This window comes from Microcystis panniformis FACHB-1757, from assembly GCF_001264245.1.
Lineage (GTDB): Bacteria > Cyanobacteriota > Cyanobacteriia > Cyanobacteriales > Microcystaceae > Microcystis > Microcystis panniformis.
Map to the genome: position 1 here is coordinate 1,006,739 of NZ_CP011339.1, position 12,545 is coordinate 1,019,283.

The 12,545-nt window shown below is 40.5% G+C and carries 13 protein-coding genes and 1 pseudogene; 7 read left to right on the plus strand and 7 right to left on the minus strand.

Features of this window, described 5'->3' with window-relative positions:
- Positions 1-602 precede the first annotated feature (602 nt).
- Positions 603-1,550: a tRNA (adenosine(37)-N6)-dimethylallyltransferase MiaA gene (gene miaA, locus VL20_RS04950; protein ID WP_052275781.1), complete on the plus strand. Its 948-nt coding sequence runs from the start codon at positions 603-605 to the stop codon at positions 1,548-1,550.
- On the opposite strand, the gene VL20_RS04955 is transcribed toward miaA, so the two are convergent.
- The 4 genes and pseudogenes from VL20_RS04955 to VL20_RS04970 all read right to left on the minus strand — a co-directional run bounded on the left by VL20_RS04955 (position 1,492) and on the right by VL20_RS04970 (position 5,048).
- Complete coding sequence (locus tag VL20_RS04955) at positions 1,492-2,898, minus strand: DUF2079 domain-containing protein (protein WP_052275782.1); 1,407 nt, start codon at positions 2,896-2,898, stop codon at positions 1,492-1,494. The genes miaA and VL20_RS04955 overlap by 59 nt on opposite strands.
- Before the next feature lie 12 nt (positions 2,899-2,910).
- Positions 2,911-3,767: pseudogene (locus tag VL20_RS04960) on the minus strand (amino acid ABC transporter substrate-binding protein).
- A gap of 18 nt (positions 3,768-3,785) precedes the next feature.
- Positions 3,786-4,823: an AI-2E family transporter gene (locus VL20_RS04965; RefSeq protein ID WP_052275783.1), complete on the minus strand. Its 1,038-nt coding sequence runs from the start codon at positions 4,821-4,823 to the stop codon at positions 3,786-3,788.
- Positions 4,824-4,832: 9 nt separating this feature from the next.
- Complete coding sequence (locus tag VL20_RS04970; RefSeq protein ID WP_369800440.1) at positions 4,833-5,048, minus strand: hypothetical protein; 216 nt, start codon at positions 5,046-5,048, stop codon at positions 4,833-4,835.
- A gap of 214 nt (positions 5,049-5,262) precedes the next feature.
- On the opposite strand from VL20_RS04970, the gene VL20_RS04975 reads away from it, so the two are divergent.
- Together VL20_RS04975 and VL20_RS04980 are read left to right on the plus strand one after the other, a co-directional pair.
- The gene (locus VL20_RS04975) at positions 5,263-6,060 is read left to right on the plus strand and encodes a pentapeptide repeat-containing protein (RefSeq protein ID WP_052275784.1); all 798 of its coding nucleotides are present in this window, start codon (positions 5,263-5,265) and stop codon (positions 6,058-6,060) included.
- Positions 6,061-6,108: 48 nt separating this feature from the next.
- The gene (locus tag VL20_RS04980; protein WP_052275785.1) at positions 6,109-6,561 is read left to right on the plus strand and encodes a hypothetical protein; all 453 of its coding nucleotides are present in this window, start codon (positions 6,109-6,111) and stop codon (positions 6,559-6,561) included.
- 17 nt (positions 6,562-6,578) lie between these two features.
- On the opposite strand, the gene VL20_RS04985 is transcribed toward VL20_RS04980, so the two are convergent.
- Positions 6,579-7,229 carry a ParA family protein gene (locus tag VL20_RS04985; protein ID WP_052275786.1) on the minus strand — a complete coding sequence of 217 codons (651 nt, stop codon included), beginning with the start codon at positions 7,227-7,229 and terminating at the stop codon, positions 6,579-6,581.
- 29 nt (positions 7,230-7,258) lie between these two features.
- Here VL20_RS04985 and VL20_RS31000 point away from each other — a divergent pair, with 29 nt between their 5' ends.
- The gene (locus tag VL20_RS31000) at positions 7,259-7,444 is read left to right on the plus strand and encodes a hypothetical protein (RefSeq protein ID WP_369800469.1); all 186 of its coding nucleotides are present in this window, start codon (positions 7,259-7,261) and stop codon (positions 7,442-7,444) included.
- 112 nt (positions 7,445-7,556) lie between these two features.
- On the opposite strand, the gene gatB is transcribed toward VL20_RS31000, so the two are convergent.
- Positions 7,557-9,029 (minus strand): Asp-tRNA(Asn)/Glu-tRNA(Gln) amidotransferase subunit GatB, encoded by a 1,473-nt coding sequence (gatB, locus tag VL20_RS04995; RefSeq protein ID WP_052275787.1) that lies wholly within the window; start codon positions 9,027-9,029, stop codon positions 7,557-7,559.
- A gap of 600 nt (positions 9,030-9,629) precedes the next feature.
- Between gatB and VL20_RS05000 the strand changes: the two genes are divergently transcribed.
- Together VL20_RS05000 and VL20_RS05005 are read left to right on the plus strand one after the other, a co-directional pair.
- Complete coding sequence (locus tag VL20_RS05000) at positions 9,630-11,159, plus strand: pyruvate kinase (protein WP_052278388.1); 1,530 nt, start codon at positions 9,630-9,632, stop codon at positions 11,157-11,159.
- On the plus strand, positions 11,083-11,478 hold the full coding sequence (locus VL20_RS05005) for a hypothetical protein (protein ID WP_158499316.1): 396 nt from the start codon (positions 11,083-11,085) through the stop codon (positions 11,476-11,478). The genes VL20_RS05000 and VL20_RS05005 overlap by 77 nt, the downstream gene beginning before the upstream one ends.
- A gap of 60 nt (positions 11,479-11,538) precedes the next feature.
- Here VL20_RS05005 and VL20_RS05010 read toward each other — a convergent pair whose 3' ends face one another.
- Positions 11,539-11,733: a hypothetical protein gene (locus tag VL20_RS05010; protein ID WP_002738625.1), complete on the minus strand. Its 195-nt coding sequence runs from the start codon at positions 11,731-11,733 to the stop codon at positions 11,539-11,541.
- Positions 11,734-11,969: 236 nt separating this feature from the next.
- Between VL20_RS05010 and VL20_RS05015 the strand changes: the two genes are divergently transcribed.
- A complete protein-coding gene (locus VL20_RS05015; RefSeq protein WP_052275788.1) occupies positions 11,970-12,545 on the plus strand; it encodes a hypothetical protein in 576 nt (191 codons plus the stop codon).

The following is a 12,545-nucleotide window of genomic DNA, read 5'->3' on the forward strand; positions in this document are numbered from 1 at the left end:
GACAAACAGCATCCTGATGGGTGCTGTTTTTTTTGTTAAATGAAAATTAATGACAAACTTAAGCTGTTAATCGGGTGTATCTCAATTTTTGTCAATCCCACACAGAGAAAACGGGTTTCTCGGAGAAACCCGTTTTCTACTCATGTAATTTGGGATTTTTAAGCGGAAACTTTCTCCTAAAGTTGATTCAAGGTAGGGTTGATTCAAGGTAGGGTTGATTCATGAATCAACCCTACCCAAACCCCGAAGCGCATTAGTTTTTCGGTGGGATGCTTACAGATAGCTGCTGATATATCTGTAATAATTTAAGAGTCACTGATAATTAATGTGGGATGTACCCCTGTTAATCAGCTTCACAATACCCAGTTTAAATGCGTCTTAAGTAGGGAGGCACAATTATTTGTAGGATGGGTTAGCGGTAGCGCAACATGAGCGGACGTTGGGTTTCATGCTTCAACCCAACCTACGTTGATCTTATATTTAATTCCACCCACCCACTTAGCTTAACAGTCCTGTCTTTTCACTGTTCACTGATTACTGATTACTGTTCACTGATTACTGATTACTGTTCACTGATTACTGATTACTGTCATGTAGCATTGATGACTACTTCCTCTTTACCTATTTTAATTGTTATTTGTGGGGCAACTGCCACGGGAAAATCCAGTTTAGCCCTACAATTGGCCGAAAAGTTTAATTCAGTAATTCTCAGTGCCGATTCCCGACAAATCTATCGAGAATTTAATATTGGTACCGCTAAACCTAGCTTAGAAGAATGTCAGCGGATTCCCCATTATCTAATTGATATTTGTGATCCTCAAGATAATTTTACCCTAGCACAGTACCAAGAACAAGCTGAGGATTTAATCAGCAATCTCCACTATTCTCCTCTGTTTTTGGTCGGTGGTACGGGACTTTATATCAAGTCCATTGTCAAAGGTTTAAAAATACCGAGGGTTTCTCCTCAAGCGGATTTAAGACAGCAATTACAAGCTTTAGGGCAATCCTATCTTTATCAAATTCTGACGCAGGTAGATGAGGAGGCTGCTAAAAAAATTCATCCCCATGATCAGGTCAGGACTTTACGCGCTTTAGAGGTTTTTTATCTGACAGGAAAACCTATCTCTAGTCAGCAGGGAGAAAATCCTCCCACTTATCCGATTTTACAAATTGGTTTAGATTGTTCCCCAGAAAGTTTAGGCAAGCGGATCACTGTTCGTACTGATCAAATGATCGCCAGGGGATTAGTAGCAGAGGTGCAGAATTTGGGGGATAAATACGGTTGGGATTTGCCACTTTTGCAGACTTTGGGTTATGCAGAGATTAAGCAATATCTGCTCGGGGAAATTTCTTTAGAACAGGCGATCGATTTAATTATCCTCCACACCCGTCAATTTGCTAAACGTCAGCGCACTTGGTTTCGTGCCGATGCTGATATTGTCTGGTTTCCCATCGATAAAGAAAATTTATTGAAATCGGTAGAACGAAAAATTATTTTGTTTCTTGAGGGGTTGTCAAGGCCCGATATAAAAACACATCATCCTGATTAAGGATTAACTGAAAGTTCTCATTTTGATGCAGTTTATTTAAGTGATCATCAATTAGTTCTGGTGAACTAGACCAACCGGGATGACGGCGATCGAGTAGGATATAATTAAATTGATTTAAATCTAGGGATTGGGAACCTTCGATCGCTAATTTGATCATTTCTCGATGGGTAAGATGGGGGGCAATTCTAGAAGTAGTCAAGACACTCTCACTGGTGGTAATTTGGGTTAGAGCTTTTTGGGTGGCGGACCAAGTATCGAGGGAATTTAAATACAGTGACCAAAAATAGCCGTATTTAGCTAAGGCAAAAAAGGCAATAATTGCCCAAGTAATTATCCATTTAGGCTGCTTCAACCAGCTGCTATTATGGGCTAAAGTGGCGATAACCGCTAGAAATAAAAAGGGCAAAATTGGCAGGGAATATTGAGTGGTTAAGTTTTTTTGTGGGGCATGATCTGCTAATAAATTTAAAGCGAGTGCGGGAATAGCAGCAATTATTGGGGCAGAATAGCGCCAGGATAAACCCCAAACTAAGGGAATAATTAATAGGATGAGGTATTCTAGATTGTTGCCAGTAAAGATTTTTCCTAAGACAAGATCGGGTTTGAGGAAAAGATTAAAGATAATTGCTGGCAAACTATCTCCTAGATAACTATATCGAGAATCAGCCATTTCAATAACTGCCGATTTTCCTGTCAGGAGGGGAATTAATAACTTCGTGGTGATAATAAACCAAAGAATGCCAGTAATCATGGCAATTATTCCGGGGATTTTTTTCTTTTCCCAGAGAAGTAACCAGATACCCATTCCCAACAATGTTAAAGAGAGAATTGCTTTACAACCGAGAATAATAATGATTCCTAGACAAAATCCCCAGAGATTATTTAATCTTGCAGCCAAAATTGTCCAAAAAATGGCTGGAACTGCTATAACTTCTGGATGAAAATCAAAGAGATTAACATTAAAAATTAGGGGATAGAGCAGATAAACTAAGGCTAATGTATAAGCTTGTTTTTCTTTTAATCCCGCTTGTATTGCCAATTGCCAGAGGGGAAAAGCACCAAGAGAAAGGGAAAAAGCTTGTAAGAAAAGCAGCCAATAAACGCTAGGATAAATTTTATAAAGTAAGGCTATAGGATAGAGAATAAAAGCGATATGATCGCCTAAAATATGGTAGCCAACAAAAGATATAATCGGTGGTTTACCTTGAGAAATTAGGTAAACTCCTTGATCAAACCAACCAAGATCGAGAGCATTAGATTGAAATAAAATATGTCTGACAGCACTGCAAATAAACAGGATTATTGTAGCGCAACCAATTAACCAAAATAAATCATTTTTTTTGTGCATAATCGTTAAGTTTTACTGGGATTTTTCGGGATTATTACGACAATATTGCCAGGTATCTCTAAAATAGGAAGCAACTTCAGTAAACCATGCTTTAAAAATATTTCTGTTCTCACTGGTGACGATAACCCCATTAATAAACTCTTGCCATTGGGGATCATTAGCGGGAAGAATAAAACCATAATAATCACAATTTAAAGGATTGCGGGGATAAGTTGATAATCTTTTCCTAGGGATAAACCGAGAATGACAGCTTCTCCAATTAGCAGAATCCCATCACTAGCAAAAGCATCTATTCTATTCCTTCTTAAACTTTGGATACCTCGCAGTCTTCCCGTCACTCCTTGAAATTCCTGATAGGTAGCAAGAGGATATTTTTGTCTTAATAATTCTTGAGTGGTGGTATCTCGCAAAACTCCAATACTTATACCTTCTAAGGACGAAGAAAAGTTAAAATTTTTCTGATTATCACTCCGAACTAAAAACTGAGTTCCCGTCACAAAAAAAGGACGAGAAAAACTGACACCATCAGGTATATTTTTTCTGATACTATTGGGACCACACTCGAAATCAACGGTTTTATTTTCCAATAACTGGAAGCGATTAAATAAAGTGGATTTATAAATTTTGACACTGATGATCTGGAGGTTTAATTTGTGCTTTAGTTCCCCTCTGAGCAATTGGATAAAATCTAAGCATAATCCCTGCAAATTATTATTACTATCTCGATAGCCAAAAGGAATGGCATCTTCTCTCATCGCTACTTCTAATAATCCCGTGCGTTTAATTTTTTCTAGAACCGTTTCCGACTTAGCTGGGAGAGCAGCAAAAATATTAGATAAAATAACGAGAGTAAGAATGATTAATTTCATGACTTTTGCCGAGATTATTTAAGATTTGTTATGGACTTTATCCCATTGATCTAAAATGTCTTTGAATAATAATTCATCTAACCATGTTTTTACTACCACTGTCAAAGGTAAAGCCAATAATAAACCTAAGATGCCAAACATTTGAGCAAAGAAAATTTGAGCAATTAGGGTAATTGCCGGTAGTAAAGATACCTGTTTAGCCATGACAGTGGGTGTCAGCCAATAACTTTCGACATTTTGGATAATAAAATAGAGAATCAGAATAGCGACAATTTTCCAAGGTGCATCGATAACAGCAATTAGAATGGGAAAAATCACACTAGCAGTCGGTCCGATATTAGGGATAAAATTGAGCAATCCTGCTAGGATAGCATGAACGAGAACTAGATTAATTTGTAGAACGAAAAGACCGAACCCACTTAATAACCCTACCATAGTTGAACTAATGGCAATTCCCAACAACCAATTACCCAAACCCGCTTCCGATAGGGTCAGAATTTCCTCGGCACGACGACGATAGAAGTTAGGAAATAATTTTAAGAAAGCTTGTCGATAGGGTTGGGGGTTGGCTAACATCATCATTGCTAACACCAGCACGAATAATAATTGCAAAATTGCCGCAACTGAGTTAGAAAAGAAGGTAAAAAAGTTACTAAAAACAAAGGTTCCTAAAGGTTGTAACTGCTGGAATAAATCAGTTAAATTAGGCAGCGATGGCAACCAATCAAATTGAAATTGTTGTCGCCATTGAATCGAGTTATTGCGGACTAAATCCCAAGCTTGCGGTAAAAGTTCAATTAATTTTTGAAACTGTTCGATAAAGGGGGGAACAATAATTATAAAAAATAAAATCACAATTCCTAGACTCGTCAGCAGGGTGATTAAAATAGCCAAACCCCTTTTAATCCCCAATCTCTGCAATCCTTTAACACATCTATTTAAGGCTACGGTAAACACGATCGCCATAAAAATCAATAATAACAGCTGTCGAATCTGCCACAATACATAGAGAGCCATTATTAAACAGATAAACCCCAACCACTGACCAAATTTCACGACCTTGATTTATCCTATCGGGACAAGTTTTATCATACAGCAGTCGGGAGGCGGTCGGCAGGAGATAGGTTTTAGGTCTTGGGGTTTTGGAGTCTTGGGGTTTTGGGGTTTTAGTTCAATTTCCCCAGTTCCCCACTTCCCCACTTCCCCACTTCCCCACTTCCCCACTTCCCCACTTCCCCACTTCCCCACTTCCCTAACAGCACAAATCAAGTTCTGTATCAAAAATTTGCTAATTTTGCTGTTATGTGCTATACAGTTACGCATCAAAACAGGATAGAAAAACGAGATTTTTTTAATTACCAGACATTTTCTCAAATTTTATGGCAACTCTCCCAGAGTCAAATTATCCTAAAAGAAATCCTCTCCTAGAAAATCCGACAAGACTCAGAGAAATTGTGGCCGTTAATGCTTTTATCCTTGTACTAGGACTTCGATAATGAAAGAATTGGAGCGATACTATAAAGTTTTAGGGTTAGATCATGGGGCATCTCTCGACGAGATCAATCAAGCCTACAAAGATTTGGTGTTTATTTGGCATCCCGATCGCATTCCCAAAGATAATCAGCGTCTTTTGGAAAAAGCCACCGCTAAACTGCAAGAAATTAACCACGCTAGGGAACAGTTACGGCAAATTCATCAAAATTCTCCTAAACGCTCCAATTCCCCCCCTAAAACTGAAAAACAGCCCGCCCACGCCTATAAAACTGCGTCCCCCTATCAGCCTCACCCTAGCCAACCCAGCCAAAATTCCCAAACCCACAGTCATAAAACCCATAGTCAACAAACCCACAGTCAACAAACCCACAGTCAACACAGCCACTCCCAGAATAACCATCAGGTCCACAATCATGCCGCCTGGCGCCCTCACTATCGGGATTTAAACGGAGCCGATTTACAGGGAGCTAACCTGAAGGAAAAAGATTTCTCTAGTCGCAGTCTCATCGGGGCAGATTTAAGCCATGCCGACTTAAGCGATAGCTTCCTGCACAAAGTTAACCTAGAAAAGGCTAATCTGTACAAAGCTAATCTTTTTCGCGCCAATCTCCTCGAAGCTAACCTTAAAGGCGCAAATTTACAGGAAGCCAATCTCATCGGAGCGGATTTAAGTGGGGCAGATCTGTCGGCGGCAGATTTACGCGGGGCAAAAATTGGCTTTGGTAAGCGTATTATGGTGAAATTAACTGGAGCAATTTTAACGGGAACAATTCTCCCCGATGGTTCGATTCATCAATGAATAACCTCCTGCTAATTTTGATTTTTCTTTAATAGGAACTATCACCCGATGGGCATTTATTACACAATCGCTGCTGTTTTTCTAGGGATGCAATTAGCTGGAGGAGAAAATTTATCTGCAGCGAATCCTGATTTTTTACTGCTGCAAAAAGCTCTAGAAAAACACAATTTTATCGTCAAACTTGCCCCACCACCAGTGCGAGGAGCCTACGGTTTATTTGATAGTAAAACTAGAATTATTTGGATTCATCCCCTAGTTTTTGACTTAGGTATTGCCCGACCAACATTAATTCATGAAGCTGTCCATGCCGCTCAACTTTGTCATGGAGGCAAAACAGTTAAAGCTCTTAATTTAGCCATAGAACCACCGGCAATGACCAGAAGATTTTTTATGCATTATGAGGGTTTTAGCAGACAAATTGAAGCCGAAGCCTATACTGTTCAAGTTCAGCCCGATGGTCTGGATTTAGTGATTTCTTTACTGCAAAAATATTGTCCTTAGAAAACCTGTCCATAAATCTACCAATCTCGTTCTAATTCTTCGGCTACACGACGATAATCAGCGCTGGCTTCTTGGGCATTTTTACCGCGCCAATTGGTAATAGCAACCCCGTCTAAAACGGCTTTTTCGTGGGCCTTATAATTTCTGACAAAAGCATGACAGGCGGGAATACCTAATTCTAATAAAGTATTTTGTGCTTCTAAAGTTTCCTTAAGACTACGGGAATCCACTTTTGTTAATAAAACCCGATAGGCAATTCCTAGGGGTTTAACTGCCGTGCGTACCGTGTCAATTAAAGCCATTAAATCCATCGGTGCGGGAGGAGTCGGTAAAATTAAATAATCTGATTCTGCTATGACTGCGGTAAGTAATTCGGAACGCAAAGCTGGTGGTGTGTCAATCACGATCAGATCGTACTCGATAATTTGACGCAATTCTCCTAATTTCTCTGTATTAATTTGCTTGGCTAAATCAAATACCATACCCGCTTGATTTCTTTCTACCCACCAAGTGGAGGAACCCTGCGGATCCGCATCCACCAGCAAAACACGCTGATTCTGCCCCCAAATTGCCGCTAAATTAACCGCAGTGGTGGTTTTACCCACACCACCTTTACCGTTGACAACAGCGAGAATTTTCGGGCCATTAGGCTTTAATTGCGAGGTCATTTTCAGTTATCAGTTATCAGTTATCAGTTATCAGTTATCAGTTATCAGTTACCAGTTATCAGTTACCAGTTATCAGTTACCAGTTATCAGTTATCAGTTATCAGTTATCAGTTATCAGTTATCAGTTATCAGTTATCAGTTATCAGTTATCAGTTATCAGTTATCAGTTATCAGTTACCAGTTATCAGTTATCAGTTATCAGTTATCAGATTTGAGTTTTAAGTTCAATGATTACTGTTTACTGGACGGCTACGCCGTGCCTTTGGCAACACTGAAAAAAAGCTCCCCACTGATTACTGTTTACTGATTACTGATCACTGAATATAACTAACCAGAAAGTTTTTGATCTAAGATTTGGCTAGTTAATTTAGGATCGGCTTTACCGCCGCTTTTTTTCATGACTTGACCGACAAAAAATCCCTTAAGATTGGTTTTACCCGCCCGGAATTTTTCTAACTCGCTTGGATGGGAGGCGATAATTTCCTCGATCAGTTTTTCGATCGCAGAACTGTCAGAAATTTGTATTAATCCTTTCTTTTCCACCAGTGTTTTTGGTGAACCGCCCTGGGTGAGAAGTTCCGGTAAAATTTCCTTAGCAATTTTGCCACTAATTGTTCCCGTTTCAATCAGTTTAACTAATTCCGCTAAGTCTGGTGCTTGCAGGGCAATTTCTGTGATCGTCAGCTTATTATTATTCAAATAAGCGGCGATATCTTGACTGATCCAGTTAGCGACTAATTTCGCATTTGCCCCGGCAATTACCGCAGTTTCAAAATATTCAGCCACGGTGCGATCATCGGTTAAAACCCTGGCATCGTAGGCGGAAAGACCAAATTCTTCTTCATAACGACGACGTTTACGAGCGGGTAATTCCGGTAATTCTTCCGCCCAAGCTTTTAACTGTTCGGGGGAGACTTCTAGGGGGGGTAAATCCGGTTCGGGAAAATAGCGATAATCGCTAGAACCTTCTTTTTTCCGCATACTAATCGTCCGTTGAGTAGCTTCTTCCCAAAGACGGGTTTCCTGTACGATCAGTTCGCCATTTTTGATCGCTTCAATTTGTCGATCGATCTCGTATTCTATGGCTTTTTGGATAGCACTAAAGGAGTTCATATTTTTGATTTCTACCTTAGTCCCGAACTTTTTAGTGCCTTTTTTGCGAACGGAAATATTGACATCGCAGCGCAGGGAACCTTCCTGCATATTACCGTCACTGATGCCGAGATAACGCACTAAACGCCGTAATTCTTGGGCATATTCCGCCGCTTCGGTGCCGGTGCGTAAATCCGGTTCTGAGACAATTTCCAATAATGGTACACCTGTACGATTAAAATCCACGAGGGAATGGGTGGAACCGGAGAGACGTTCGCTGCCAGCATGAACCAGTTTTCCCGCGTCTTCTTCCATGTGCAGACGGGTAATGCCGATAATTTTGCGGCTAACTTCCTTAGTTTTTTTATCGACGATCTCGATTTCTAGTTGACCCTGTTCGACAATAGGGAGATCATACTGGGAAATTTGATAATTTTTCGGCAGGTCGGGATAAAAATACTGTTTGCGATCGAATTTGCTATGAGGTGTGATTTTACCATCGATAGCTAATCCCAGTTTAACAGCACTGGCCAGGACTTCTTGGTTAAGGACGGGTAATACCCCCGGATAACCCAAACAGACGGGACAGACGTTAGTATTGGGGGGACTATCGAAGTTGGTAGGACAGGAACAAAATATCTTGCTTTTGGTGTTGAGTTGACAGTGGGTTTCTAAACCGATAATTGCTTCGTATTCAGTGGCAGACATATTTTCTCGCTCTAGCCGACACAGGAATGATCTGTTTACTCATTATAGTCGCGATTCTGGATCATTCCCTCCCTTCATAAAACTTAATACTGTAGTTACTAATCAATTTATACAGCCTGAATATAGCTCAAAAAAGATAATTGATTTAACCAATGTCCGCCATTATTTTTAATTTTATGGAATAAAACAGGGAAGCTTATCGATAGTTTTTCACCGATAAACCTAGCTTTTCTAGTAGCGACCACCGACCAGCGACTCCCGAAAAAGAAAACTTACCACCTCACTATGAAGATAACCGCCACAAATCGTAGCAAAAATTAACTTCTAGAGGCGGGATATTCGCTTAGTATAGAAACAGAGAGATTATACCTGAGAACTGACCCCATAACCAGCCAAAAGCAATATGAGCGGTGAAAGTGATCATTTTCTAGGCGAGTATTGCCTTAGTAAGTAGGTGGGTGTTAAAAATTGTCAGATACCTCCCTTATTAAGGAGTATCCCCCTTATCAAGGGGGGCAGGGGGGATCAAGGACAAAATCTATCTTCGATTTAATTGAAACCACTTACTTAATTGACGATTTTTACTTTTTACTTGATTTTATGTCTTTAACTCTCTCAGAACAACTCAAACGAGAACAATTATCCTACCCCCAAACTCTCCTCCATCATCTGCAAAAGTTACGGCATTTTGTAACAGTAGAAGGAGAGGAGAAATTGCAGCAGTGGAAAAACCTGATTGAAAAGGAGAATTTTCAACCTAGCACCCGTAATTTAGCCTATTATCTCGCCCTGAGACAAGAAGATATCCGGGATTTACAATTAGCTTTAATGCCCTGGGGATTATCTTCCCTAGGCCGGATTGAATCGAAAGTTTTACCGACCCTCGATGCGGTAATTGCCACTTTAGGGGCGGTTTGTCATCAAGAAGCCTCATTATTACCCAAACATCCCCCTTTAGAGGCATTTTTCCAAGGAGATCAACTTTTAGCCTCCCATAGCGCCGAAGTTTTTGGTCTGTCTTCCCCCCGGCGTCGGGTGCGAATTATGGTGACAATGCCGACGGAAGCGGCAACCGACCCCGATTTTATCGCTCAATTACTGCGTTGCGGGATGGACTGTATTCGCATTAATTGCGCCCATGATGGCCCGAAAGAGTGGCAGGGAATGATCGAAAATCTGCGCGAGGCGGTCAAAAATCCCGAAAATTTAGTCAATGGACATACCTGTAAGGTTTATATGGACTTAGCCGGCCCGAAAATCCGTTTAGAAGAGATTTTAGCCCCCCAGTCCCAAACCAAACTATATCAAGGGGATTTTCTCCTCTTAACCACCCAACCGCCTCACACTGCCCATCCTCAGTATTTTCAGGCTAATTGTTCCCAACCGGAAATTATTCCCCAAATTCCCGTCGGGGCGAAAGTTTGGATTGATGATGGTCATATTGGGGCTGAAGTTATTGCCATAATGCCGGAAGGTCTTTTACTAAAAATTACCCACGCTAGGGAGAAAGGGGAAAAACTCAAAGCAGATAAAGGCCTAAATTTCCCCGATACCGTCTTAAATATCGATCCTTTGACCGCAAAAGACCGGCAAGATTTAGATTTTATTGCCGAAAATGCCGATATTATCGGTTACTCTTTTGTACAAAAAGCCAGCGATATCGAGACACTACAGCTAGAGTTACAAAGTCGTTTGGGGGATGCTTGGCGACAAAAAGCAATCGTGGCCAAAATAGAAACACCTTTAGCCGTGAAAAATCTTCCCGAATTAATCATCCATGCCGCCGGTAAACAACCTTTTGGGGTGATGATTGCCCGGGGTGATTTGGCTGTAGAAATTGGCTATCAAAGACTAGCAGAAATTCAAGAGGAAATTCTCTGGTTATGCGAAGCGGCCCATATTCCGGTAATTTGGGCCACCCAAGTCCTAGAAAATCTGGTCAAGAAAAGTATTCCTTCCCGGGCCGAGATTACCGATGCCGCTATGGCCGAAAGGGCTGAATGTGTCATGCTGAATAAGGGGAAATATATCCGCAAAGCGGTGACAATTCTCGATGATGTTTTACAGAGAATGCAGACCCACCAAGCTAAAAAAACCCCCCAATTACGCGCTCTCCATTCTTGGGTTTAGGCAGCTTCAGTTATCAGTTATCAGTTATCAGTTATCAGTTATCAGTTATCAGTTATCAGTTATCAGTTATCAGTTATCAGTTATCAGTTATCAGTTATCAGTTATCAGTTATCAGTTATCAGTTATCAGTTATCAGTTATCAGTTATCAGTTATCAGTTATCAGTTATCAGTTATCAGTTATCAGTTATCAGTTATCAGTTATTAGTTATCAGTTATCAGTTATCAGTTATCAGTTATCAGTTATCAGTTATCAGTTATCAGTTATCAGTTATCAGTTATCAGTTATCAGTTATCAGTTTTCAGTTCACTGTTTACTGACCACTGAAAAAACTCCCACTCCCCCACACCTTTTCAACAGGATTGAGAATCAGAGGCAAATTAACGCATATTATTGACCGCACCACTAACTAAACCAGCGCTAACATAGCGACCATAACCATCAAGACGGTTTTGTTGAGCGATTCGGGAGGGATTATTGACGAGATCGGCAACTCCCACACCCATCATCACCACGGAGATAACTGCGATTAAGTAGTTACGGACAAAAGTTGGATTTTGGTGGCTGACTAACATGGTTGTTACCTCTCTTTCCTGTCGATAACCTTAGAATACGAGAGGGTTTGGGGTGATGTCAGTCCCATAATTCCGGGTGACAGAAGTGGAAAAAAGTGGAATCCACAGATAAGCTATGATTTTTTGTCGATTAGAATCGGTAAATAGGGAATGGGGAACAGGAAAAGGGCAGTATTCGTCGTCAATCTGGTTAAATAATCGATAAATTACCTAAAAACTCAGATATTCTCCAGAATATGACCTTAAAACCCGCGATTATGACCATAAAATTTTTCTGGCCTTTAGTTTTAGGATTATCTATTGTTATTATTGACAATGGGCAATATTTGAGAGCAGAAACGGTAACTTTGAGCGCCAGTCAACGCCAACAACTGCGATCGCTAGATGCTAAGATTATTTTACCTAACTATATCCCTCCCGGATTTCGGGCCAGCGAGATTAAAATCCTCGCAGAAGAGGGGAAAGGATACGCAGTCCTCTTTGAAAATGCCGAGAATAGCTGTTTTTTGGTGGAGGGAATCGAAAACGCCAGGGGCGATGATGGTTTAGAATTAGAGGGAACCCTAGCGCTCAATTCCCCACTATTTGGAGAAGGATACTGGCTTAATTATGGTACACCTAAAAACTCGGAATTAAGGCAACAATTCCCCGAACCTGATTTGTATTCCGATTGGATGAAAATGGGAGAATATTTTTATCGTCTCAGTGGGGCATTAATTGCCCGGGAGGAGTATGATTATCCTAATTGCCGTCAAGATATTTCCCCATCGGAAGCGGTTAAAATAATCGAATCTTTTGGAGATAACAATTAA